This window comes from Streptomyces sp. L500, from assembly GCF_054551825.1.
In genome coordinates this window covers 112,865-136,090 of sequence record NZ_JBTOLC010000001.1, presented here as the reverse complement: position 1 = coordinate 136,090, position 23,226 = coordinate 112,865, and the positions used below count along the sequence as shown (strand labels likewise).

27 protein-coding genes and 1 tRNA gene are annotated in these 23,226 nt (G+C 70.9%); 15 read left to right on the top strand and 13 right to left on the bottom strand.

Annotation, left to right across the window (positions count from 1 at the left end):
• Nucleotides 1-24: 24 nt before the first annotated feature.
• The 5 genes from ACX9I7_RS00670 to ACX9I7_RS00650 all read right to left on the bottom strand — a co-directional run bounded on the left by ACX9I7_RS00670 (nt 25) and on the right by ACX9I7_RS00650 (nt 3,027).
• Complete coding sequence (locus tag ACX9I7_RS00670) at nt 25-258, bottom strand: hypothetical protein (protein ID WP_459386131.1); 234 nt, start codon at nt 256-258, stop codon at nt 25-27.
• A 110-nt stretch (nt 259-368) separates the two neighbouring features.
• On the bottom strand, nt 369-1,304 hold the full coding sequence (locus tag ACX9I7_RS00665; protein ID WP_459386130.1) for a hypothetical protein: 936 nt from the start codon (nt 1,302-1,304) through the stop codon (nt 369-371).
• A 74-nt stretch (nt 1,305-1,378) separates the two neighbouring features.
• Nucleotides 1,379-1,627, bottom strand: coding sequence for a hypothetical protein (locus tag ACX9I7_RS00660; RefSeq protein WP_459386129.1), 249 nt, complete (start codon nt 1,625-1,627; stop codon nt 1,379-1,381).
• Nucleotides 1,624-2,001 carry a hypothetical protein gene (locus tag ACX9I7_RS00655; protein WP_459386128.1) on the bottom strand — a complete coding sequence of 126 codons (378 nt, stop codon included), beginning with the start codon at nt 1,999-2,001 and terminating at the stop codon, nt 1,624-1,626. The genes ACX9I7_RS00660 and ACX9I7_RS00655 overlap by 4 nt, the downstream gene beginning before the upstream one ends.
• A gap of 57 nt (nt 2,002-2,058) precedes the next feature.
• Nucleotides 2,059-3,027, bottom strand: a complete 969-nt coding sequence (locus ACX9I7_RS00650) for a ParB/RepB/Spo0J family partition protein (protein ID WP_459386127.1) — start codon at nt 3,025-3,027, stop codon at nt 2,059-2,061.
• A gap of 912 nt (nt 3,028-3,939) precedes the next feature.
• Here ACX9I7_RS00650 and ACX9I7_RS00645 point away from each other — a divergent pair.
• Together ACX9I7_RS00645 and ACX9I7_RS00640 are read left to right on the top strand one after the other, a co-directional pair.
• A complete protein-coding gene (locus tag ACX9I7_RS00645) occupies nt 3,940-4,827 on the top strand; it encodes a quinone oxidoreductase family protein (protein WP_459386126.1) in 888 nt (295 codons plus the stop codon).
• A gap of 118 nt (nt 4,828-4,945) precedes the next feature.
• The gene (locus ACX9I7_RS00640) at nt 4,946-5,761 is read left to right on the top strand and encodes an IclR family transcriptional regulator (protein ID WP_459386125.1); all 816 of its coding nucleotides are present in this window, start codon (nt 4,946-4,948) and stop codon (nt 5,759-5,761) included.
• 69 nt (nt 5,762-5,830) lie between these two features.
• Here ACX9I7_RS00640 and ACX9I7_RS00635 read toward each other — a convergent pair whose 3' ends face one another.
• Nucleotides 5,831-6,583: a hypothetical protein gene (locus ACX9I7_RS00635; protein WP_459386124.1), complete on the bottom strand. Its 753-nt coding sequence runs from the start codon at nt 6,581-6,583 to the stop codon at nt 5,831-5,833.
• Between the two features lie 1,185 nt (nt 6,584-7,768).
• On the opposite strand from ACX9I7_RS00635, the gene ACX9I7_RS00630 reads away from it, so the two are divergent.
• The 4 genes from ACX9I7_RS00630 to ACX9I7_RS00615 all read left to right on the top strand — a co-directional run bounded on the left by ACX9I7_RS00630 (nt 7,769) and on the right by ACX9I7_RS00615 (nt 9,560).
• Nucleotides 7,769-7,849 (top strand) — tRNA-Ser (locus tag ACX9I7_RS00630).
• Nucleotides 7,850-8,064: 215 nt separating this feature from the next.
• Nucleotides 8,065-8,460 (top strand): thioredoxin, encoded by a 396-nt coding sequence (trxA, locus tag ACX9I7_RS00625; protein ID WP_459386123.1) that lies wholly within the window; start codon nt 8,065-8,067, stop codon nt 8,458-8,460.
• Nucleotides 8,453-9,055: a histidine phosphatase family protein gene (locus ACX9I7_RS00620; RefSeq protein ID WP_387576030.1), complete on the top strand. Its 603-nt coding sequence runs from the start codon at nt 8,453-8,455 to the stop codon at nt 9,053-9,055. Before trxA ends, ACX9I7_RS00620 begins: the two co-directional genes overlap by 8 nt.
• Nucleotides 9,056-9,134: 79 nt before the next feature.
• Nucleotides 9,135-9,560, top strand: coding sequence for an OsmC family protein (locus tag ACX9I7_RS00615; RefSeq protein WP_387576032.1), 426 nt, complete (start codon nt 9,135-9,137; stop codon nt 9,558-9,560).
• Between the two features lie 11 nt (nt 9,561-9,571).
• Here ACX9I7_RS00615 and ACX9I7_RS00610 read toward each other — a convergent pair whose 3' ends face one another.
• Together ACX9I7_RS00610 and ACX9I7_RS00605 are read right to left on the bottom strand one after the other, a co-directional pair.
• Nucleotides 9,572-10,105 (bottom strand): sortase domain-containing protein, encoded by a 534-nt coding sequence (locus ACX9I7_RS00610; protein WP_387576033.1) that lies wholly within the window; start codon nt 10,103-10,105, stop codon nt 9,572-9,574.
• A 244-nt stretch (nt 10,106-10,349) separates the two neighbouring features.
• The gene (locus ACX9I7_RS00605) at nt 10,350-10,946 is read right to left on the bottom strand and encodes a hypothetical protein (protein WP_459386122.1); all 597 of its coding nucleotides are present in this window, start codon (nt 10,944-10,946) and stop codon (nt 10,350-10,352) included.
• Between the two features lie 184 nt (nt 10,947-11,130).
• On the opposite strand from ACX9I7_RS00605, the gene ACX9I7_RS00600 reads away from it, so the two are divergent.
• Complete coding sequence (locus tag ACX9I7_RS00600; protein ID WP_387576037.1) at nt 11,131-11,646, top strand: isochorismatase family protein; 516 nt, start codon at nt 11,131-11,133, stop codon at nt 11,644-11,646.
• Nucleotides 11,647-11,720: 74 nt separating this feature from the next.
• Here the strand turns inward: ACX9I7_RS00600 and ACX9I7_RS00595 are convergent, their stop codons facing one another.
• Nucleotides 11,721-12,182, bottom strand: coding sequence for a MarR family winged helix-turn-helix transcriptional regulator (locus tag ACX9I7_RS00595; protein ID WP_358630900.1), 462 nt, complete (start codon nt 12,180-12,182; stop codon nt 11,721-11,723).
• Between the two features lie 90 nt (nt 12,183-12,272).
• Here ACX9I7_RS00595 and ACX9I7_RS00590 point away from each other — a divergent pair, with 90 nt between their 5' ends.
• A complete protein-coding gene (locus ACX9I7_RS00590; protein WP_387576041.1) occupies nt 12,273-13,298 on the top strand; it encodes an NADP-dependent oxidoreductase in 1,026 nt (341 codons plus the stop codon).
• Nucleotides 13,299-13,339: 41 nt separating this feature from the next.
• Nucleotides 13,340-14,146, top strand: coding sequence for an EI24 domain-containing protein (locus ACX9I7_RS00585; RefSeq protein WP_387576043.1), 807 nt, complete (start codon nt 13,340-13,342; stop codon nt 14,144-14,146).
• Here the strand turns inward: ACX9I7_RS00585 and ACX9I7_RS00580 are convergent, their stop codons facing one another.
• Nucleotides 14,147-15,166 carry an aldo/keto reductase gene (locus ACX9I7_RS00580; RefSeq protein WP_387576045.1) on the bottom strand — a complete coding sequence of 340 codons (1,020 nt, stop codon included), beginning with the start codon at nt 15,164-15,166 and terminating at the stop codon, nt 14,147-14,149.
• Between the two features lie 6 nt (nt 15,167-15,172).
• Nucleotides 15,173-15,643 (bottom strand): MerR family transcriptional regulator, encoded by a 471-nt coding sequence (locus ACX9I7_RS00575; protein WP_189452081.1) that lies wholly within the window; start codon nt 15,641-15,643, stop codon nt 15,173-15,175.
• 124 nt (nt 15,644-15,767) lie between these two features.
• On the opposite strand from ACX9I7_RS00575, the gene ACX9I7_RS00570 reads away from it, so the two are divergent.
• Entirely contained in the window at nt 15,768-16,586 is an 819-nt protein-coding gene (locus ACX9I7_RS00570; protein WP_387576048.1) for a serine hydrolase domain-containing protein, read from the top strand.
• 29 nt (nt 16,587-16,615) lie between these two features.
• Here the strand turns inward: ACX9I7_RS00570 and ACX9I7_RS00565 are convergent, their stop codons facing one another.
• Nucleotides 16,616-17,290, bottom strand: coding sequence for a pirin family protein (locus ACX9I7_RS00565; protein WP_459386121.1), 675 nt, complete (start codon nt 17,288-17,290; stop codon nt 16,616-16,618).
• A gap of 81 nt (nt 17,291-17,371) precedes the next feature.
• Between ACX9I7_RS00565 and ACX9I7_RS00560 the strand changes: the two genes are divergently transcribed.
• The 5 genes from ACX9I7_RS00560 (at nt 17,372) to fabF (ending at nt 22,274) form a co-directional block, all read left to right on the top strand.
• The gene (locus ACX9I7_RS00560; RefSeq protein WP_387576050.1) at nt 17,372-18,547 is read left to right on the top strand and encodes a PucR family transcriptional regulator; all 1,176 of its coding nucleotides are present in this window, start codon (nt 17,372-17,374) and stop codon (nt 18,545-18,547) included.
• A 98-nt stretch (nt 18,548-18,645) separates the two neighbouring features.
• Nucleotides 18,646-19,617 (top strand): ACP S-malonyltransferase, encoded by a 972-nt coding sequence (locus tag ACX9I7_RS00555; RefSeq protein ID WP_387576052.1) that lies wholly within the window; start codon nt 18,646-18,648, stop codon nt 19,615-19,617.
• Nucleotides 19,614-20,618, top strand: a complete 1,005-nt coding sequence (locus ACX9I7_RS00550; protein ID WP_387576054.1) for a ketoacyl-ACP synthase III — start codon at nt 19,614-19,616, stop codon at nt 20,616-20,618. Before ACX9I7_RS00555 ends, ACX9I7_RS00550 begins: the two co-directional genes overlap by 4 nt.
• Before the next feature lie 77 nt (nt 20,619-20,695).
• Complete coding sequence (locus ACX9I7_RS00545; protein WP_358630872.1) at nt 20,696-20,944, top strand: acyl carrier protein; 249 nt, start codon at nt 20,696-20,698, stop codon at nt 20,942-20,944.
• Between the two features lie 67 nt (nt 20,945-21,011).
• A complete protein-coding gene (fabF, locus tag ACX9I7_RS00540) occupies nt 21,012-22,274 on the top strand; it encodes a beta-ketoacyl-ACP synthase II (protein ID WP_387576057.1) in 1,263 nt (420 codons plus the stop codon).
• Nucleotides 22,275-22,343: 69 nt separating this feature from the next.
• Here the strand turns inward: fabF and ACX9I7_RS00535 are convergent, their stop codons facing one another.
• On the bottom strand, nt 22,344-23,222 hold the full coding sequence (locus ACX9I7_RS00535) for an NAD(P)-dependent oxidoreductase (protein ID WP_459386120.1): 879 nt from the start codon (nt 23,220-23,222) through the stop codon (nt 22,344-22,346).
• Nucleotides 23,223-23,226 lie beyond the last annotated feature (4 nt).

The following is a 23,226-nucleotide window of genomic DNA, read 5'->3' as shown; positions in this document are numbered from 1 at the left end:
CTAAACGCAGCTACATATTTGAAGTCAGTGGAGAGTGCCCACGCCGTCGCAGGTGAGGCAGTCGGCATCGCCGGCGAGCCCCTCGACGCAGTGGGGGCACTCCATGAACCGGCCGGTTCCGTGGCAGTTCTCGCACTCACGGGTCATCGCATAGGGGCCGTCGCAGTAGTGCAGGATGCCGTCCTCGCACTCCGTGCAGTCGGGGGCCTGGAGGCCGAGGGCTTCGTAGGCTTCCATGATGGCCGGGGCGCTGATCATGTGCGGCGACTTCCTCTCGCTGTCCGGGTCCCCTGTGCGGTTCCCTCTCGCTCTATGGTTATATTCTAGTACCTCTGTGGGGGGTGTCCACTCCGGCAAAGTGCTATGGGTCACAAGGGGCTTGCCGACGAGTCCGCAGCTGCGCCGTCTGCCTTCGCCGCCGTCGCGTTACGAGCATCGGCGAGGTGCGCCAGCCAGCGACGACGCACCCCTGGTACCTCCCGACCGTCCTCGGCGGCTTCCGCGTCCTCGTAGACCCAGTCCCACAACTCGTCGCGACCCAGCCACCAGCCCTCGCCCAGGTCGTGCAGGAGGTTCTCCTCCTCCGAGTGCACGAAGAACCGGAAGATGTGAGCGAGACACGCCACCTCGTTCACCTCAGGGCGCCCTGCGAGACCGACGCGGATCTTGCGCTGCCTGTACCTGATCCGGACGCCGGGCTCGCACATGACGCAGGCGACGTCCTGGGGAGCAGTGCCCAGAATCCGGATGATGTCGGGCGTGAGGACAGCCTCCAGGGACTCTCTGCGCATGACGTGCATCTGCCGGGCCCTCGGTTGAGGGGCGGGAATGCCTGTCGTCGGCTGAAGGGCGCCGCTAACCCAAACCTTCTCGACGCCGGGCACCGGGGCGTGAAGACGCCATTCCTGGCCCATCCAGATAACGCGCTCGTAGTCCGGCTCCAACTGCTCCACCACGGGCTCGGCCGAGAAGCGGTGCGGGCCGTAGAGTGCCGGATGCCGGGCGTGCACAGTCTTGGCGATGTGCCGTTCCCACGCCTCCCTCAGGCACCAGGCCACGGCTGCCTCGCGAGAACGTACTCCCTTCCCCCTGTGAGTGTCCGTGGCGATCCCGTCGTGGCGCCTCGGCAGGCGCTTGGCTCCCCAGGACTCGAACCGCGTACCGACGCTCCATCCGAAGACGTCGTACTCGAAACCGAAGTACTCGACAACCTCTCCCAGCAGAGGCAGCGGCTCCACGGGGGTTGGGTCCTGCAGCCGTTCCTTCTCGAGCGTGTCGTTCTCCGCGCAGCCGGCCGTGTTCATTGTGTGCGGCATGTGGTGTAGCTCGTCCTTCAAAGGGGGGGCGGGGGCCGCATCGGCCCCCGGCCGGGTTGCGGTCAGAAGAGGGCGTCCTGGCCTTCGGTGCCGCCGCCGGCGGTGCGCGGGGGCCGGGCGGGGCGGGGAGGGGGTGGCTCCTCGCCGAAGAGCGGGGCGGTCCCGAACCGGTCGGGTACGGCGGTGATGCGTGCAGCGGCCGGGACGTTCAGTTCGTTGGGGGCGGCGAGGTCGAAGTCGGCATGGTTCATGGCCGTCCAGGCCCTGCCGAAGTCGCAGGCGCCGACGGTCTCGTCCGGCTGGCCGCTCATGGCCGCGTCCGCCATCCGAACGTGCCCGGCGCGATACGGCCGTACAGCAGCTCGCCACGGTGGATCGCGCTCATCTCCGCGGCCTCGCCGGGCGTGAACTTTCGTACGGCCCATGTGTCGTGCGGCAGTGGCGGGCCGGGGCCGATCTCGCCGGACAGTGCAGCGGCTTGATAGACCTCCCGCGGTGCGACGCGGGCGTTTATGTGCCGGTCCGTGCAGGGGGCGCAGAAGGCGCCCAGGGTCACGTCTTCGTCGCGGGGGGAGGCCGGGGCGGCCAGGTGTACCAGCACTCGTGTCGCTGCGTTGCAGCAGAAGGAGCTGCTGCAGCCGCCGGCTGGGCCGGTGATGAGGCCGCTGGGGGTGGAGATATTCACGGTGTCCCTCTCGTGGCGGGATGGGGCGGCCCCGCGTGTCAGGGCCGCCGCGCGCCGTCAGGCGGCTACGAGCTCGCGCGTGTCCTCGTGGGCCTCTGCGCACTCGGTGGTGATCTCGGCGGCCGGGTTGATCGCGATGGCCTCGGCGGCTTCGGCGTGCGCCCGCGCCTGGCGCAGCTGGAAGCGTGCCTTCGACAGGGAGTCAGCCACGCGGTCGAGCTGGTCCAGGCGGGCGCCGACCTGGCCGGCCAGGGCCTCGGCGAGCTTCATCGGCTCGGTGCGCGCGATCTCGTCCAGGAGGGCGCGGACCTGCTCCACGCGGTCGAGGGCTCCTCGGGTGCGCTTCTGCGTGGCGGCGCGCTCCGTGCGCTGCTCCTCGGTCATTTCCTCGACCTGGAGGAGGGCGGGCTGGTCCTGCTGCTGCTTCATGGCGTAGGCGAAGTGGATGATCTCGTTGTCGGCCTTGAACTCGCCGCGGGCGTACTTGCCAAGGATCACGCTCTGGTTTGCGTGGGTGAGGGCGGCGATCTTCACTGCGGCGAGGATGCCGATGTGGCCCTTCTCTACGACCTGGACGACGTCGGTGTGCAGGTCGAGGAGCGCGAGGCGCATGGTGACGTAGAGGGCGGTCTTGCTGAAGTCGGCGGCGACGCTTTCGATGGTCGCGTCCTCTTCTTCGTCCAGAATCCTCTGGAACCCGCGGGCCTCTTCGAAGGGCGTCATGTCCTCGCGGTTGATGTTCTCGCTCATGGAGGCTTTGAACTGGTCCAGCTCGCCTGCCACGGTGATGATCTTCGCGCGGATCGTCTTCTTGCCGGCGAGCTCGTGGGCTCGGTAGCGCCGCTCACCGGCGACGATCTCGTAACCGCCGCGCTTGTTGTCCGGCCGCACCGCGATGTCCTGGATCAGGCCGTGCTTCAGGATGGAGTTTTTCAGCTCCTCCAGGGCCACCGGGTCGAAGTGCTTGCGCGGCTGGTCCGGGTTGGGGTGGACCTGCTTCATCTTGAGGACGCGAATGGTGGCCACGGGGACTCCAAGAGGTGATTTCGGGAGGGGCCCTTCCCCCTTCCTTATGGTTATATTCTAGTACCTCTATGGGTGGGCTCCAACTCCCCGAACGTGAGCTGCGCAACACAAATCCGCAGGTCAGGGGGCGCGCGCCTCGCGGGATGCGGCGACGTGCCGACCTGTGTTCCCAGCGCCAGCCCAGGGGCCGCCGAGTCGCCTCCACGCCCCTGCCCCGCGCACAGCTCACCCCGCGAGCGGCCGACCTTCCTCCACGCGCTGCCGCCAGCGCCGCACCGCCACAGGCGCACCCGCGAGGAGGGCGTTGCGGCAGTCCTCTGAAATCGGGCACACGGCACACAGGCGGGCGGCCTCCATCTTCGAAGCCCTCTTCCCTGCGTCGTCCCGCCGGCCTGTGCACAACGCCGCACTCCAGGCGACCGGCCGCGCCAACGGATCGCTGCACCCGTGCAGGCCATTCAGGGTGAGCGCGCGATCTACGGAGTGGCGACCACTCTGCTCGCGGCGCCGGGGTTCCTGCGCTAGCGCAATGATGCGCTGCGGGTCGATCACGGTTGCCCCCTTGTCCCCAAGCCGGTGCGCACGCCAAGTGGCGCCGGAATCCTAGTGCTTGCTGCGTCAAGCATGGGCGGCGCCTCTCATTCGACCGGCGTCGCGATCTATGTATACGCCATGCCGTGAGGGCTCGTTCTCAAATGTCGCATGGCGTTATTTGGAACCGGTGGGCCGCGATCAAATGACGCAATGCGACATTTGGTCGGAGCGCGTCTGTACACCGTTTAGTGTTCTTGTGCAGTCAGCACGAGAGGTGAAGTGAAGTTGCGAGCGATCATGGTGAGGAAGCCGGGCGGCCCGGAGGTTCTCACGCCCCACGACTACTTGGGCCCCGAGCCCTTGGAAGATCACGAGCTCGTGAACGTGAAGCTCGCCGGCGTCAACGCCGCCGACATCCTCATGCGTGAAGACCAGTACGTCTCTCCGCTCAAGTTCCCCTATGTTCCTGGAAAGGAACTCGTAGGACGCACGCAGGACGGCCGCAGGGTCGTCGGCATCACCAGCGACGGCGCCTACGCCGAGCAGGCCCAGGTCTACAAGGGCCTGTGCTGGGAGATTCCCGAGGGTGTGACCGACGAGCAAGCACTCACACTGGCCGTCGATGGCCTGTCGGCGTGGCACATGCTTCACACGGCCCTTCGCGTCGAACGCTACGAGAAGGTCCTCATCCCCGCAGCCTCCAGTTCCCTGGGGAGCCTCGCCCTTCAGATCGCCAAGTCGCACGGCTCCCTTGTGGTCGCCATGGACCGCGGCGAAGACAAGCTCCAGGCAGCCCGCGACCTGGGCGCGGACGCCGTCGTGGATTGCTCCGACCTCGACGGGCTGCCCGACCGCATCCGCGAGGTGGCACACGGCCCGGTGGACGTTGCCCTGGAAGTCGAGGGCGGCCCCATGTTCGCCAAAACCCTGGCCGCCCTGGGTTTCCGCGGCCGCATGGTCGTCGACGCCTTCTCTTCCCGGAAGCGTCAGTGCGTTGCCCAGACCGACGCAGTCTTCGGCTCCAAGACGGTCAGCGGATTCTGGCTCCCCAGCTTCCTGGACAATCTTTACGCCGTGGAAAAGACCATGCAGACGCTGTTCGGAGCCGTCATGGTCGACGCTCTTAAGACGCCGGAGCCCCGCCGGTACATGCTCGAACACGCGCAACGCGCCCACGCGGCCTTGGAGGAAGGCCAGTCCGGCAAGGTGATGCTCGACGTCGACGCCATCCACCGCATGCCAGTCGGATACTTCTATGGCGGGTGAAACGATCATTCCAACCAAGTAGTAACCTAGCGGGCGCGCCTGAAAGAAGGCGGATGAACTTTTAAGTCACAACACGCTCTGCCTTTAGGGGGGACGGAGCGGACGTCCAAGGACCACATTGAGCAACCCCACAAGCGATCCGGCTCAATCCCCGGACACCCAGAAGGGCAGTGAGAAGGACAGCGAGAAGAGCACAGCGCAGCAAAAGCTACTCCGCGTTCTCGGGGCATTTCAGAAGCTGCCTGGTTACTCTCACACCCTTGCCGAAATCGCGACGGCCGCCGGACTCGACAAGCAGTCAACCAAGAGGGCACTCAAGGCTAGCTGCGAAGAAGGAACCATCGAACGCTTCGCCCACGGCCGCTACGGCCCCGGAGGCGGCTCCGCCCTCCTGGCCATGCGCTTTCTTGCCTCACACACACCGCCTGCCTCAGAGATCCACACGGCCCTCGTGGAACTCAACGCCTCCACTGGGGGCATCGCCAGCTTCTACGCAGCCGTAGGAGACATGCGAGTCTGCGCCCACCGTGTCACAGGCAACAACCAACTAAACCTCGACTGGCTTGAGATGCTGCCCGTCGCCGCCTCCCTGCGCACCTGCGCATCAGGTCGGGTCATCCTCGCGCACATGCCCCCGTTCATCCAGGGCACGGTCCTCGCCGAGCCAGCATTTGAAGGAAACGCCTACGGCGTCCTGCCCCAGGACGAGCTGGAGGCGTCCCTCAAGGGCATCCGTGAACGCGGCTTCGCCATCGGGCGCGAAGAGGGAGTCGAAGGCTGGGACACGGTGGCTGCGCCCGTCATGCGCAGCGGCGTCATCTCGGGCTCGGTCCTCGTACGTCTTCCCGCCGACCGACACCCCCGGCTATTCAGCCGACCAGTCCAGGACACCATCACAGCCGCTAGACAGCTCTCCCTGACCCGACCCCTCTAATACCGACGAGCCGCACCCCCAGCAGGGGTGCGGCTCGTCGGCAACGGCCTGGGCGGCGGGCCGCCGGACCTACCGCCAGCGGATGTCGATGCGGTCATGCGGATCCGCCCCACGACCGCGCCTCCCAGGCAACACCAGGACCGCGCGGGTCTCCAGCGCCACCAGGGCGCGCCGTGAAGCAACCGGCGCGCCCTTCCACCACTGCACGTAGTCCAACACACTCCCCTTCGGAACTCCCGAGACGATCTGTTCGAGGTACCGAAGGCGCGCCCGGGTATCCCGCGCATCCTGCCGGGTCGCCGCCTGCGCCTCTTCCATGGAGCCGCGGGCAGACTCGGGGACCTGCCCCCGGAGCATCGAGGTGATCTTCGCCAGGCTCCGCTCGACCTTAACCAGGTGCGGACGCAGTCGGCCGACCTCGTCCTCCACATCCTTCAGCAGCGCCTCAAGATGCTCCCGAGCGCCGGGCCGCAGCAACTCCGCCAGCACCTGCTCGCCCACAGCGGTCTCCAGCAGCTCAGCGTTCATGCTGATCTTCCCGCATGGCGCCGCCTTCGCCTCAGCCTTGTCGGCCCCCGTGGTGCCGCGGGCTTCGCCCGGCGACGCAGTGGGGCACCGGTAGACCGCATTCGCGCCGGCCCACGATGACGTGAGCGCCGACATGCACAGACCACACAGGCCATTGCCACTGGTCAGCAGATACTCCCGGTCCTCCGCCGACTCGCGGGTTGTCGACAGCGCCAGCAGCTCAGCGCGCTCCTCGGGAGTTATCACCCACGGCGCACCCTCGACCGGGTTGCCGTCAGCGTCGAGCCCCGCCATGCGGGGATTGAGCAGGGTCCGCATCAGGACCTCGGGGGACCACAAATTCCCTGCCGTCGTACGGTGCCCCTCGGCGTTGAACCATCGAGTGGTGTGCGCCTTCTTCTCCTGCGCGAGGAGACGGGACGTGGCTAGACGCAGAGCATCTACCTCAACCTGCACAGGCTCCCCGGAGGCCGAGAAGCCGTATAGGCGGCGCGCCATCACATCTCCATCTCAGTCGAGCTGGTCGCCTTCGCCTTAGCAACCACTTAGCTCCCTAATAGGTAAATGTATATGCGTGAACGCCGAACCCCGTCCAGCCGCAAGACATCCCGCCCTGACATGGATGAAAGGTGCAGGTCAAGGCATCGCGACTCACTGCCCGAGTGGCGTACCTCACGTCGGAATGGGGTGGTCTGTTCCGCATCCCACCTCATGAAACGGCTCCACTGTCCACCAGAAATATGTAGCCAACCAATGGTCAAGCGGCGCAGTGACGCCCGGCCGGCAGGCGGAACCCCGTCACTCTCTGCATGTGCGCGCCGCCGACGGCTCGTGCCGAGTCGGGGTCGGCAAGGTGACGCGCCTTGTTCGCAAGGCCGCACTCCCGGCCGGATGTGTGCCACACCGGCCGGCGGGGTGGCGCACTTGGTCCCGCCCGGACCGATCCACGACCCGCAAGACCTCGACAACGGGAAACCCTAGCCAAGCGGTCCAGAAAGGTCGTACATCCGAAATCGCCATCAAAGGGTCATCGTGGCGTCATGGAAACGACTGAAAAACATCGCTCCGTAGCGCCGTGCGACCTCGCGCAGCGTCCCGAGTGCTGCAAGGCCCGCAAGGCTGCCGCCCCAGCCGTCGCCCCTGGTCTTGCCTGGCTGACCACCTCGAAGTCTGGCGCTGGCCGGTAGGGCTTCCTCCGGGCCTGCTGAGCTGGGATACTTGATCAAGGTCCACTGCCGTTGAGGGTGGGCCACGGAGAGCCACCCCGTCGAACGTGGGTAAGTGAATCCGCTGCGCCTTTGTCCGGTCCCCCTCGGATGGGCAGGTCGGCGCACTGCTCGTCTCTTCGGAGGCGTGCTGCGTCTCGCTGTGGGGCCTCAGTGGGGCCACGGTGAGGCCGGAAGGGTGAGTAAGGCTCGGGAAGGGTAAGGCAAGGCCGGTAGGCCGAACCGCCTCTGACCTGCGAAAACAGGGGATTGAGGGGTTGTTCCGGGAAAGGCCAGGACTGTAATGGGCGGACTCATAATCCGTCGGCCGTGGGTTCGAGTCCCACCCGCCCCACACGCGCGGTTCAGGTGCAGAAACGATCTCGCCTGCCGTTTCGACGCCCCGACCGGGATCTCCCGGGCGGGGCGGCGTGCTGTCCGGGGTTGCTACGGCCGGGTCGGCGCCGGAATAGGCCGCCGTCCTCTCCTGTTGCCGTGCGTGGGCCACACTGGCCCGGACACTGGCCCCTGGCCCCGACGCACGCGACAACCGGAAGCGGGTAGGCGCTCATGAGCAGCAGCACCGTGGAGCTCACCAAGGACAACTTCGACGAGGTCGTCTCCGGCAACGGATTCGTGCTCATCGACTTCTGGGCCGAGTGGTGCGGTCCCTGCCGCAACTTCGCGCCCGTCTTCGAGCGGGCGGCCGGGCGCCACCAGGACCTGGTGTTCGCGAAGGTGGACACCGAGGCCCAGCCCGAGCTCGCGGCGACGTTCGAGATCCGGTCGATCCCCACGCTGATGATCGTGCGCGACAACATCGCCGTGTACGCCCAGCCCGGCGCGCTCCCGGAGGCCGCGCTGGAGGACATCATCAAGCAGGCGCGGGCCCTGGACATGGACGAGGTGCGGGCCTCGGTGGAGCAGGCCCGGGCCGAGGCGGCGGCTCCCGGCACCGATGGGTGAGCTGCTGCTGATCCGGCACGGCGAGACGGCCTGGAGCCGGGACGGCCGGCACACCGGCTGGACGGACGTCCCGCTGACCGAGCGCGGCGAGCGGCAGGCCGAGGCGCTGCGGCCGGCGCTGGAGGGGCGCGACATCGCCCTGGTGCTCACCAGCCCGCTGGTCAGGGCCGTGCGCACGGCCGAGCTGGCGGGGCTGAAGGGCGCGGAGACCGAGCCGGATCTGCGGGAGTGGGACTACGGCGGCTACGAGGGCGTCACCACGGCCGACATCCAGCGGGACCGGCCCGGCTGGTTCCTCTTCGACGACGGGGTCGCGCCCGGCCCGCCCGAGCACCCCGGCGAGTCGCCGGAGGAGGTCGGCGCCCGCGCCGACCGGGTGCTGGCCCGGATCGCCTCCCGCCTCGCGGACGGTGTCGCCGGTGACGTCGTGCTGGTCGCGCACGGGCACTTCCTGCGGGTGCTGACGGCTCGTAGGCTCGGACTGCCGCCGTCGGCCGGCGCGCTGTTCCGGCTGGACACCGGCACGGTCAGCCGCATCGGCACCGAGCACGGCCGCCCGGCGCTGGTCGCCTGGAACGGGCGTGTCGGAGCCTGAAGCCGCCGCCGGCCGCAGGATGATCGGGGCGATCGCCCCGGGGCTTGATATATGACCCTTACTTCATGGAGGAGACAGCGTGGCCACCAACCGCATCGCCACCACCGTCTGGCACGGTGAGCTGATCAAGGGCAACGGCGAGACCACCCTCGAGTCGTCCGGCATCGGGACGTACCCGGTCACCTGGGCCTCCCGCGCCGAGGAGGCCAACGGGAAGACCAGCCCGGAGGAGCTGATCGCGGCCGCCCACTCCAGCTGCTTCTCCATGGCCCTCTCCCACGCCCTGACCGGCGCGGGCACCCCGCCGACCCGCCTGGAGACCAAGGCCGAGGTGACCTTCCAGCCCGGCGAGGGCATCACCGGCATCCACCTCTCCGTCCGCGGCGAGGTGCCCGGCCTGGACGAGGAGGGCTTCGTCGCGGCGGCCGAGGACGCCAAGAAGAACTGCCCGGTCAGCCAGGCGCTCACCGGGACGACGATCACGCTGGACGCCGAGCTCGCCTGACGCCGGCTCGGCTATGGCGCCATCCTGGCGTGGACGATCAGGTCGCCCGCGCACGTGACCAGGCGGAGCGCCTTCTCCCGGGTTTCCGCGTAGACCTTTCGTGTGGGGAAGGCGCCTCCGGCGACCTTCTCGGTGCCGGTGACCGTGAAGTGGAGCACCTCGCCGTCGCCGCGCTCGACGTCGATCGCGTCGCCCTCCGCGATCCTGTGCAGGTCGCGGAAGACGGCCTTGCCCTTGGGGGCGGCGTCATGGCCGATGATCACGGCGGCGCCCGGGGTGCCGGGCCTGGCGCTGTCCCGGTACCAGCCGGCGGTCATGCCCTTCTCCGGCGGAGGCCCCTGCACGGTGTCGTCGCCGTTGCGGCCGAGCCGTATCAGCGGGCTGTCCACGCCGAGGGACGGGATGGCGACCCGGGACGGCTCCTCGGCCCGCGCCGGGCCGCCGATCACCTTGCCGGTCCCACCGCCGGGCGCGCAGGCGCCGAGCACCACGGCGGCCACCACCAGCAGCAGGGCCGTCAGGGAACGGGGCGTGGACATGGGCATGCGCCCCAACCTAGGCGCCGCTCCGACGCCCCCGCCTCGGCCGAACGGCCATTCCGGGCCCGCCACGTGCGGGGTCCGGGCCCCGTAAGGGGCGCGGGGAACTGCGCGACAAGCCACGACGCGCCCGCGGATGGAGTGCCGTGCTGCGCCCGGGCTCTCGTGGTGGTGCGTCGGCTGCGGGCCGTCGGTGGCCGATCGCGCAGTTCCCCGCGCCCCTTCGGGCCGCTGGCCCGCCGGGCCGGCGCTACGGCGACAACCGCTGCAACAGCCCCCATGTGAACTCCGCCACATACTCCCCGCGCACCCCGGCCGCGTCCGGGGCTGTGAAGGCCAGCCGCCAGCGCGTCGGGGCCGTGCCCTCCATGGGGCGGGCGGGCGGGAAGGCGCGGGCGACCTCGTCCACCGTGCAGGACCAGGGCCGCAGCTCCTCGACCGTACGCGGCTGCGGACCCCGCGCCCCGGGGGCGCGGACCAGCCACTCGTTCCACACCGCGCCGCCGGGGGCGCTCAGCACCTCGAAGCGCAGCGTGGGCCAGAGCGGCACCCGCCAGGTCGTCGCCTCGAAGGTCAGATCGCCGACGCGGCGCTCCCCGGTGCTCTCCGGCGGGCCCAGGACGGAGCGGTAGCGGGGCCCCGCGCCCCGGCCGCGCGGGGAGCGCGTCATGGCCTGCCAGCGGCGGTTGGCCTCGCGCATCTCGGCGCGCCCGACGCCCAGTTCGCGCAGCGCGTCCTCGACCAGTCCGGGCTGGTGGTCGGCCATCCGGCGCAGCAGCACGAGCTGGAACTCCAGGGGCCCGAAGGCGGCGACGGACCCGGGGGCGGGGTCGGAAGACGGTCTCATGCGTGCCATCGTGGCGCACCAGCCCCGCCCTTCGGCAACGCATCGGAAAACCTCGGCGAGTTGCCGGCCGCGGGCCCGGCCGCGGTGCCGAAGTCCCCTTTTCGCGGAACCTTTACCTCCCGGCAGCCGTGAGACGGCCCGGAGGCCGCCCACGCCGAGGTCGCGGCCGGTACGGTCTGAGGCCATGACGGAACTCGACCCCCAGCGCACCGCACTCGTCCTCGTCGACCTCATGGAACGCCTCGTGGCGTTGCCCCTCGCGCCCCACGCCGGCGATGAAGTGGCTCGGAACGCGACCGAGTTGGCGCGTTCCTTCCGCAAGGCGGGGGCGCCGGTGGTGGTCGTCCGGGTGGAGCGGCCCGGCCTCGCCGAGCAGCCGCCCGGCAGCGGGCTGCTCGCGGGGGTCGCGGAGGCGGGCGACATCGAGATCGTCAAGCGGACCGTGGGCGCGTTCCACGGCACCGGGCTCGACGACCGGCTGCGCGAGCGCGGCGTGCGGACGCTGGTGCTCGCGGGGATCGCCACCAACCTCGGGGTGGAGTCGACCGGCCGGGCGGCCGCCGACCACGGCTACGAGCTCGTCTTCGTCGAGGACGCGATGAGCGCGCTGACGGCCGAGGAGCACCGGGCGTCGGTGGCGCTGGACATGCCGCGGCTGGGGACGGTCGTCACGGCGGCGGAGCTGCGGCTGTCCGCGTAGCCCTCCTCGCCGGGCGGGCCGGGGCGGCCGGTGCCGTCGCCCGGGCCGCACCCACCCGGGGGCGCCGCCGCGCGTCAGCCGGCCGTGCGGGGCGCCGGCGGTTCCTCGCCCAGCATCCGCTTCAGCAGGTCCCGCAGCGCGGCGCGCTCCTCCTCGGACAGCCCGGCCAGCGGCTCGCGCGCGAAGCGCAGCGACTCCCGCAGCCGGGCCGCCGTCAGCCGGCCCTCCTCCGTGGCCGCCGCGAGCTTGACCCGGCGGTCGTCCGGGTCCGGGCGGCGCTCGACCAGGTCCCGGGCCTCCAGCCGGTCGACGATCCCCGTGATGTTCGACGGCTCGCACTTCAGCTTCAGGGCGATCCGCCGCATCGGCAGCGGCTCCCTGGCCAGCAGGGCCAGCACCCGCGCCTGGGCGCCGGTGAGCGAGTGCCGGGCGGCCGCCTCCTCGTACTCCTCGTGGTAGCGCGCCACGACGGTGGCGATGAGGTCGACCACCTCAAGGGTGAGAGCGTCGTCGGCGGGCCGCGGAGGGGGTGTCATGAAGAGCAGAATACTCCATTGCTTGACATCATGAAATATCGAGGCACATGATTGGTTGAGGTTCTTAAGTAATTGGAGGGTTCGGTTCCCATGACCGCCACAGCCGCCCGCATCCCCGAGACCAGCCGCGAATGGCACCTGGTGGCCCGCCCCGTGGGCTGGCCGAAGCCGGAGGACTTCGCCCTGCGCGAGGCCGCCGTCCCCGAGGTCGGCGAGGGCCAGATCCTCGTCCGCAACATCCACCTGTCGGTGGACCCGTACATGCGCGGCCGCATGGACGAGCGCGAGTCCTACATCCCGCCGTACCAGCTCGACCGGCCGATGGACGGCGGCGCGGTCGGCGAGGTCCTGGCCTCCCGGGCCGAGGGCTACGAGGTGGGCGACCACGTCCTCCACGGCCTCGGCTGGCGCGAGTACGCGGTCGTCGACGCCGCCCGCACCGCCAAGGTCGACCCGAAGGTCGCCCCGCTCTCCGCCTACCTCGGTGTGCTGGGCATGCCCGGCATGACCGCCTACGCGGGCCTGCTGGAGGTCGCCTCCTTCAAGGAGGGCGACACCGTCTTCGTCTCCGGCGCCGCCGGCGCCGTCGGCAGCCTCGTCGGCCAGATCGCCCGGCTCAAGGGCGCCGCGCGCGTCATCGGCAGCGCGGGCTCGGACGAGAAGGTCCGGGTGCTGCGCGAGGAGTACGGCTACGACGCCGCGTTCAACTACAAGAACGGCCCGGTCGTCGACCAGCTGAAGGAGGCGGCCCCCGACGGCATCGACGTCTACTTCGACAACGTCGGCGGCGAGCACCTGGAGGCGGCGCTGAGCGCGCTCAACCTCCACGGCCGCGTCACCATCTGCGGCATGATCGCCCAGTACAACGCCACCGAGTCCGTGCCCGGCCCGCGCAACATGGTCAACATCCTGGCCAAGCGGCTGCGCGTCCAGGGCATGATCGTCTCGGACCACGACGCGCTGCGCCCGCGGTTCGTCGAGGAGGTCGGCGGCTGGATCCGCTCCGGCGAGCTCAAGGTCCGCGAGACCGTCGTCGAGGGCATCGAGAACACCGCCGACGCGTTCCTCGGCCTGCTGCGCGGCGAGAACACCGGCAAGATGATCGTCACCCTCTGACGGCACGGGCCGCCCCACCACGGCGGCTACGATGTGCCGCCATGCGAGATCTTGTGACGGGCATGTCGTACCTGGTCAAGGGCCAGCGCTGGGTGGGGCGCAACCGCCGGCGGTGGGGTTTCGGGCTGCTGCCCGGGCTGATCACCCTGATCGGGTACGCGGCGGCGCTGACCGTGCTCGTCCTCCGGGCCGACGACGTCGTCGACTGGGCGACGCCCTTCGCCGACGGCTGGGGCTCGCCCTGGCTCGGCCTGTTCCGCGGCGCGCTGACGGCGCTCTTCTTCGGCGGCTGCCTGCTGCTGGCGCTGCTCTCCTTCACGGCGGTGACGCTGCTCGTCGGACAGCCCTTCTACGAGGCGCTGTCCGAGCGGGTCGACCTGACGGAGGGCGGCAGCGCGCCGTCGTCCGGGCTGCCGCTCTGGCGCGAGCTGTGGATCTCGGCCCGGGAGAGCCTCGCCGTGCTCGTCCGGGCGGCACTGTGGGGCGTCCTCTTCTTCGCCCTGGGCTTCGTGCCCTTCGTCGGCCAGACGGTGGTGCCGGCGATCGGCTTCTGCGTCTCCGGCTTCTTCCTGACAGAGGAACTCACGGCTGTCGCCCTTCAGCGGCGAAGGGTCGCGCTGAAGGAGCGGCTGGAACTGCTGCGCTCGCGCAAGCTGCTGGTGCTGGGCTTCGGAGTGCCGCTGACCCTGCTCTTCCTGCTGCCGCTCGTCGCGGTGTTCGTGATGCCGGGGGCCGTGGCGGGGGCGACGCTGCTGGCGCGGGACCTGATGGGGGAGACGGGGGAGGACGGCGAGCCGGACGCCGGAGGGGCCGACGTCGTGTCGGCCCCTCCGGCGTCCGAGTGGTGACTACTCCCGGCCCGCCGACGTGGAGGACATGTCCGGGTAGCGGTCGCCGGAGACCTTGGACGCGATGGGCTCCAGGGCCGTGAGCTCGTCCGCCGTCAGGTCGAGGCGGGTGGCGCCCACGTTCTCCTCCAGGCGGGAGCGCTTGCGGGTGCCGGGGATCGGAACGACCGTCAGGTCCTCCACCCGCGCCCGGAGCTGCACCCACGCCAGCGCGACCTGGGCGAGCGTGACGCCCCGCGCCTCGGCGATCCGCCGCAGGGGCTCCAGCAGGGCGACGTTCGCCGACGCGTTGTCACCCGTGAAGCGCGGCTGCGTACGACGCCAGTCGTCGGCCGACAGGTCCTTGTCGGCGTTGGCGAAAGCACCCGTCAGGAAGCCGCGGCCGAGCGGCGAGTACGGCACGAGGGCGACGCCCAGCTCACGGGCCGCCGGGACGACGTTCTCCTCGATGTCCCGGCTGAAGAGCGACCACTCCGACTGCACGGCCGCGATCGGGTGCACGGCGTGCGCCTCGCGCAGCTCGCTGCCCGTGACCTCGCTCAGGCCCAGGTGCTTGACCTTGCCCTCCGCCACCAGCTCGGCCATCGTGCCCACCGACTCCGCCAGCGGCACGTCGGGGTTGCGGCGGTGCATGTAGTACAGGTCGATCTGCTCGACGCCCAGCCGCCGCAGGCTGCCCTCGACGGCCTTGCGGATGTAGGGCGGGTCGTTGCGGATGACGCGGTCGGCGGGGTTCTCGGGGTCGGCGTCGATGGCGAACTTCGTCGCCAGCACCACGTGTTCCCGGTTGGCCCGGATGAACGGGGCGATGAACTTCTCGTTCTCCCCGAACCCGTACATGTCGGCGGTGTCGTAGAGGGTGACGCCCAGCTCCAGCGCCCGCTCCAGCGTCGCCCGGGCCTCCGCCTCGTCCGTCGTCGGGCCGTAGGCGAAGCTCATGCCCATGCAGCCCAGGCCCTGGACGCCGACCTCCGGGCCGCCGTCGCCGAGGGTCACGCGTGCGATCTTGTCGTTGCTCATCTTCCGTCAGGCCCCTTCGGACGCCCGGCGGGCGTCGGCATAGATGTTGATCTTGTAGTCCAGTACTTCCAGCGTGCTGCGCAGCTCCGCGATGCGCATCCGCACGTCGTCGCGGTGCGCGCTCAGCAGCCGTTCGCGCTCGGGAAAGGTGTGCTCGCCCTCGCGGACCAGCTCCGCGTAGCGGACCATGTCCGCCACCGGCATCCCGGTCAGCCGCAGCCGGCTCACCAGGTCCAGCCAGTCGAGGTCGCGGTCGGTGTAGCGGCGCTGCCCCGTGTGGGAGCGGTCGACGTGCGGCATCAGCCCGATCCGCTCGTACCAGCGGAGGGTGTGCGCGGACAGCCCCGCGTACTCGGCCACTTCGCTGATCGTGTAGCGGTCCCGGCCCTCCGGGCGGCGCTGGCGCTCCAGGGCGAGCGGGGAGCAGAGGTCGTCCACGGCTCCGGCCGGCGCGCTCTCGGTTTCCATCAATGTCATTGCCGCTTCCCCCTCGCTCGCCCCGTGCGGTGCGTCCCCAACGCTAGAGACTTGGAGTGCACTCGAAGCAAGCGGGATTCCGACGTGATCCGGCCCGATCCCCCGCCGCGTTAGGCTCCTTGCCATGGAAAGCCTGCGGATGATCGAGAACTGGCCCGTCAAGACCGCGGCGGCGGCCGTCGTGCGCGCCGACGGCACCCTCGCGGGTGCGCACGGCCCGACCCGGCACCGTTTCCCGCTGGCCTCCGTCACCAAACCGCTGGCCGCGTACGCCGCGCTGATCGCCGTCGAGGAAGGCGCGATCGAGCTCGACGAGCCGGCCGGCCCGCCCGGTGCCACGGTGCGTCATCTCCTCGCCCACACCTCGGGCCTGGCCTTCGACGAGGACCGCTCCATGGCGGAGCCGGGCACCCGGCGGCTGTACTCCAACGCCGGCTTCGACGCCCTCGGCGACCACATCGCCAAGGCCACGGACATCCCCTTCGCCGAGTACCTGCGGCAGGCCGTGCTGGAGCCCCTCGGCATGACCTCCACCGACCTCCCCGGCTCGCCCGCCAAGGACGGCGTCTCGACGGTGGACGACCTGGCCCGGTTCGCCGCCGAGCTCCAGGCGCCGCGCCTGCTGTCGCGCTCCACGCTGGACGAGGCCACGACGGTGGTCTTCCCGGGCGTCACGGGCGTCCTGCCCGGCTACGGGCACCAGCGGCCCAACGACTGGGGCCTCGGCTTCGAGATCCGCGACGGGAAGTCCCCGCACTGGACGGGCACGTCGTCCTCGCCGCGGACCTTCGGCCACTTCGGGCAGTCCGGCACGTTCCTGTGGGTCGACCCGGACCTGGGAGCGGCCTGCGTCGCCCTCGCGGACCGCGCCTTCGGCTCCTGGGCCATCGAGGCGTGGCCGCTGCTGACGAACGCGGTGATCAACGAACTCCGTCAGCGATAACCTTCCGGGCAATCGGGCGGGTGGCCGGGCTACCCGAAGTGCGGCTCGGCGTGCATCTCCCAGGCAAGCACCTCGACGGCGGAGCCGATGGCCTCGACCCGCACGCCAGAGGCGTCGAGAATCCGAGCCGCATCCCCGTCCCGCAGCACCTCGCTGTCAAGGCGAACGGCTCCCCGCACGACGTGCACGTACAACCAGGGCGCGTCCGGCAGCCCCGCGCACTCACCACTCCGCAGGCGCCGGACGTGCAACACCGCCTCCGCCCGCCGCAAGGCGTACGGCGTCCCGTCGGCGATCCCTCGCACCACCTCGTACGACGGTTCGCCCCCGAATTCGGACGGCGTCAGCCACATCTGGACGAAACGCAACGGAACGGACCCCGTGTTGCGCTCGGTGTGGCGGACGCCGGAGCCGGCGCTCAGCCGCTGGAGGTCGCCGGGGCGGACGGTGACGACCCGCCCCGTGGAGTCCTCGTGGGTGAGCTCGCCCTCGATCACCCAGGTGACGATCTCGACGTCCCGGTGCGGATGCTCGGCGAAGCCCGCGCCGCCCGCCAGCCGCTCCTCGTTGCAGGCCGCGAGCGGGCCGAACCGTACATTGTCGGGGTCGTAGAAGCCCGAGAAGGAGAAGGCGTGCCAGGTCTCGATCCCGGCCGCCGGATCGCCGCCGCGGAAGCGATCGGCGGCCCGCTGCACGTACGTCATCGGCCCACCGTAGCCCCGCCGGGAGCCCCGGAGGGGTCCCGGCGGCTCCGTATCGCACCCGAATAAGGCAGGCTTGTCCCCGTGCCCGAACCAGCCGCTCACCCCACGCACCCCCACCGCGCCACCCTCCGCAACCTGGAACAGTCCTCCGGGACGCTGGCCGCCGCGGCCATCGCCCGCATGGACGCCCAGCTGTCGTGGTACCGGGCGATGCCCCCGGAGAACCGGTCGTGGATCGGCCTGGTCGCCCAGGCCGGCATCGCGGCGTTCACCGAGTGGTTCCGGCATCCGGAGACCCCGCAGGCCATCAGCACGGACGTGTTCGGCACGGCCCCGCGCGAGCTGACCCGGGCGATCACGCTGCGGCAGACCGTGGAGATGGTCCGGACGACCATCGAGGTCATGGAGTCGGCCATCGACGAGGTGGCCGCCCCCGGCGACGAGAACGCGCTGCGCGAGGCGCTGCTGGTCTACGCCCGGGAGATCGCCTTCGCCACGGCCCAGGTGTACGCCCAGGCCGCCGAGGCGCGCGGCGCCTGGGACGCCCGGCTGGAGTCGCTGGTCGTCAACGCGGTGCTCTCGGGCGAGGCCGACGAGGGCGCCCTCTCGCGCGCGGCCGCGCTGGGCTGGAACGCGCCGACGCATGTCGCGGTGGTGCTGGGCACGGCGCCCAACGGGGACAGCGAGCTGACCGTCGAGGCCATCCGCCGGGCCGCGCGCCACGCCAAGCTGCAGGTGCTCACCGGCGTGCTGGGCGACCGGCTGGTGGTGATCGCGGGCGGCTCGGACAATCCGCTGCAGGCGGCGAAGGCGCTGATCGGCCCGTTCGCGGCGGGCCCGGTGGTGGCCGGGCCGGTGGTGCCCGACCTGCTGGCGGCGACCAGGTCCGCGCAGGCCGCCGCGGCCGGCCTCAAGGCGTGCGCGGCCTGGCCGGACGCCCCGCGCCCGGTGCTGGCCGACGACCTCCTGCCGGAGCGGGCGATGGCCGGTGACCCGGCCGCCCGTGAGCAGCTGGTGGAGGAGATCTACAGACCGCTCGAAGAGGCGGGCTCGGCGCTGCTGGAGACGCTGAGCGTCTATCTGGAGCAGGCCAGCAGCCTGGAGGGCGCGGCGCGGATGCTGTTCGTCCATCCCAACACCGTGCGGTACCGGCTGCGACGTGTGACGGACGTCACCGGATGGTCACCCTCCGATGTCCGTTCCGCCTTCACGCTGCGCATCGCGCTGATCCTGGGGCGGTTGGCCGACGCGGAGTGACACACTTACGCTTTTGTTGAACGCCAACAATTCCCCTGACGGTTCTTGGTCCCTGTCCTCACGGGTGGGCGGAGCCGTCCACGAGAGAGAGTGTGAGGGTGCTCGTACTCGTCGCTCCCGGCCAGGGCGCTCAGACGCCCGGCTTCCTGACCCCCTGGCTCGACCTCCCCGGTGTCGCCGACCGCCTCCGTGCGTGGTCGGACGCCATCGACCTGGACCTTGTCCACTACGGCACGAACGCCGACGCCGACGAGATCCGTGACACCGCCGTGGCACAGCCGCTGCTGGTGGCCTCCGCGCTGCTCTCGGCCGGGCAGCTCTTCCCGTCCGGCGCCGAGCTCGCCGCGCGGGTCGGCGCCGTCGCCGGGCACAGCGTGGGCGAGCTCGCCGCCGCCGCGCTCACCGGGGTGCTGTCCGAGGAGGAGGCCATGCGGCTGGTGCGCAAGCGCGGGCTGGCCATGGCCGAGGCCGCCGCGGTCACCGAGACCGGGATGGCCGCCCTGCTGGGCGGCGAGGCGGACGTCGTCCTGCCGCACCTGGAGAAGCTGGGCCTGACCCCGGCGAACGTCAACGGCGCGGGCCAGATCGTGGCCGCCGGCACGGCGGAGCAGCTGGCGGCGCTGGCCGAGGACAAGCCCGAGGGCACCCGGCGCGTGGTGCCGCTCAAGGTGGCGGGCGCCTTCCACACCCACCACATGGCACCGGCCGTCTCGGCCCTGGAGTCGGCGGTCGCCGAGCTGACCCCCGCCGCCCCCCACACCCGTTACGTCTCCAACAAGGACGGCGCCGTCGTGGCCGGCGGCCCCGAGGTCGTCGCGCGGCTGGTCGGCCAGGTGGCCAACCCGGTCCGCTGGGACCTGTGCATGGAGACCTTCAAGGAGCTGGGCGTCACGGCCATGATCGAGGCGGCGCCCGGTGGCACCCTCGTGGGGCTGGCGAAGCGCGCCCTGCCGGGTGTCACTACGCTCGCGCTCAAGACCCCGGAGGACCTCGACGCCGCCCGCGCGCTCATCGCCGAGCACGCCGGCCTCGAGGCCGCCCCGGCCGAACAAGGAGCCCGAGAAGCATGACCGCGAAGATCAAGCCCGCGAGGGGCGCCGCGTACGCGCGCATCATGGGCGTGGGCGGCTACCGTCCCGTGCGCGTGGTGCCGAACGAGGAGATCCTCAAGCACATCGACTCCTCGGACGAGTGGATCCGCTCGCGCTCGGGCATCGCCACCCGGCACTGGGCCGGCCCGGAGGAGACCGTCAGCGCGATGTCCCTGGAGGCCGCCGGCAAGGCGATCGCCGACGCGGGCATCACCGCCGACCAGATCGGTGCCGTCATCGTCTCGACGGTGTCGCACTTCAAGCAGACCCCGGCCGTCGCGACCGAGATCGCCCACAAGGTGGGCGCGGGCAAGCCCGCCGCCTTCGACATCTCGGCCGGCTGCGCGGGCTTCGGCTACGGCCTGGCCATGGCCCGGGACATGGTGACCGGCGGCTCCGCCGAGCACGTCCTGGTCATCGGCGTCGAGCGGCTCTCGGACCTCACCGACCTGGAGGACCGCGCGACGGCCTTCCTGTTCGGCGACGGCGCCGGCGCCGTGGTCGTCGGCCCGTCCGCCGAGCCCGCCATCGGCCCGGTCGTCTGGGGCTCCGAGGGCGACAAGGCCGAGACGATCAAGCAGACCGTCGCCTGGGACGTCTACCGCGAGGAGACGGACGTCCGCTTCCCCGCCATCACCCAGGAGGGTCAGGCGGTGTTCCGCTGGGCCGTCTTCGAAATGGCGAAGATCGCCCAGCAGGCGCTGGACGAGGCGGGCATCAGCCCCGAGGACCTGGACGTCTTCATTCCGCACCAGGCCAACATGCGGATCATCGATTCGATGGTGAAGACCCTCAAGCTGCCGGAGAGCGTCACGGTCGCCCGTGACGTGGAGACCACGGGCAACACCTCCGCGGCCTCCATTCCGCTCGCGATGGAGCGGCTCCTGGCCACCGGCGCGGCGAAGAGCGGGGACACCGCGCTCCTCATCGGCTTCGGGGCGGGTCTCGTGTACGCCGCCACGGTCGTTACCCTCCCCTAGGCGAGTTCCCCGGACCTCGCCGCACCAGCAGTTCCCTTAATCAGCAGCACATCGCAATACATAGAAGGAGCGCGCACATGGCCGCCACCCAGGAAGAGATCCTCAAGGGCCTCGCCGAGATCGTCAACGAGATCGCCGGCATCCCGGTCGAGGACGTCCAGCTGGACAAGTCCTTCACCGACGACCTGGACGTCGACTCGCTGTCCATGGTCGAGGTCGTCGTCGCCGCCGAGGAGCGCTTCGACGTCAAGATCCCCGACGAGGACGTCAAGGGCCTGAAGACCGTCGGCGACGCCGCCGGCTACATCCTGAAGCACCAGGCCTGACCGTAGCGTTCGTCGCCACCCCGGCGGTGGCGGTTCCAGCACCTCTACACGTGGAGACAGAATCCCGATGAACTCGACCAATCGCACCGTGGTCGTCACCGGTATCGGCGCAACCACACCGCTGGGTGGCGACAGCGCTTCGACCTGGGAGGGGCTGCTCGCCGGCCGCTCCGGCGTCAAGCCTCTGGAGAACGAGCGCTTCGCCGACCTCCCGGTCCGCATCGCCGCCCCCGTGGCGGTCGACCCCGCCGACGTCCTGCCCCGCCCCATGCTCCGCAAGCTGGACCGCTCGGCGCAGTTCGCGCTGATCGCGGCGCGCGAGGCCTGGGCCGACGCGGGCTTCACCGACAAGGCCGGCGACGACGCCGGCGTCACCCCCGAGCGGCTGGGTGCGGTCGTCGCCTCCGGCATCGGCGGCGTGACCACCCTGCTCGACCAGTACGACGTGCTCCGGGAGAAGGGCGCCCGCCGCGTCTCCCCGCACACCGTGCCGATGCTGATGCCCAACAGCCCCTCCGCCAACGTCGGCCTGGAGGTGAACGCCCGGGCGGGCGTCCACACCCCGGTCAGCGCCTGCGCGTCGGGCGCCGAGGCCATCGGCTACGCCTACGAGATGATCCGCTCCGGCCGTGCCGACGTCGTCGTCGCCGGCGGCACCGAGGCGGCCATCCACCCGCTGCCCGTCGCGGCGTTCGCCAGCATGATGGCGATGTCGAAGAACAACGACGAGCCCGCCAAGGCCTCCCGCCCGTACGACAAGGACCGTGACGGCTTCGTGCTCGGCGAGGGCGCCGGCATCGTCGTCCTGGAGTCGGCCGAGCACGCCGCGAAGCGCGGCGCCCGCGTCTACTGCGAGGTGCTGGGCCAGGGCCTGTCCGCCGACAGCCACCACATCGCGCAGCCGGAGCCGACGGGCCGCGGCATCGCCGCCGCCCTGCAGAACCTGCTCGACAGCAGCGACCTGAAGCCGGCGGAGGTCGTGCACCTCAACGCGCACGCCACCTCCACGCCGCAGGGCGACGCCGCCGAGATCAAGGCGCTGCGCAAGGTCCTGGGCGACGACCTCGACCACGTCGCGGTCTCCGCGACCAAGTCGATGACGGGCCACCTGCTCGGCGGCGCCGGCGGCATCGAGACGGTCGCGACCGTCCTCGCCCTGTACCACCGCATGGCCCCGCCGACCATCAACGTCGACGAGCTGGACGAGGACATCGACGCGGACATCGTCCGCGGCGAGCCCCGCCCGCTGCCGCAGGGCACCATCGCGGCGATCAACAACTCGTTCGGCTTCGGCGGCCACAACGTGGTGCTGGCGCTGCGCACGGTCTGACGCTCTGCACGGAAGGGCCCGCCCCGGTCAGGGGCGGGCCCTTCCGCGCTTATCGCTTCGTGATCCCGGTCACTTCGTGAAGCTGGCGAAGTACGAGGCCGCCATGTCCTCGTCGCCGTGGCCCGCTTCGATCGCCCGGCGGAAGCGCTCGGCGCCCGCCGCCGCGACGTCCAGGCGCACCCCGACGGCCTCCCCGGCCGCGACGATCAGCCGCGCGTCCTTCTCGGCCGTGGTGGTCGCGAAGGACGGCGGGGTGAGGGCGTCGTCCCTCAGCAGCCCGGCCTTGGCCCGCAGATAGCCCATGTCGAGCGGGCCGCCCGCGACCGCGTCCAGGAAACGGTCCGGGTCCACGCCCAGCCCGTCGGCCAGCGCCAGGGCCTCGGCGGTGCCGTGGGTGACGGCCAGCACCCAGCTGTTGATGACGAGCTTGAGCCGGGTCGCGGCGCCGCCCGCCGCGTCGTCGCCGATCCAGACGGTCCGGGAACCGATGGCGTCGAAGACGGGCGCCAGGGTGTCGCGGATCTCCTCGGGACCCGCGGCCAGCACCGTGAGCGTGCCCTCCTCGGCGGGCCGCCGGGTGCCCAGGACGGGGGCGTCGACCAGGACGAGCCCGTGCTCGCGGGCGAAGTCCGCGAGCACGGCCGTGCCGTCGAGCCCGGCGGTGGTGGACTGCGCCCAGACCGTCCCCGGGCGCAGGGCGGGGGCGGCGGAGCGCATCACGTCGAGGGCGGCCGGGCCGTCGTACAGCATGGTGACGACCACATCGGCGCCGGTGACCGCCTCGGCGGGCGTCCCCACGACGGTGACACCGTGCGCGGCCAGCGGCTCGGCCTTGGCGTGACTGCGGTTCCAGGCCCGGACGGAGAGCCCGGCGCGGGCGAGATTGCGGGCCATGGCGAAGCCCATGATGCCGGTGCCGAGGACGGTGACGGTGATGGGTGAGGTCATGCGT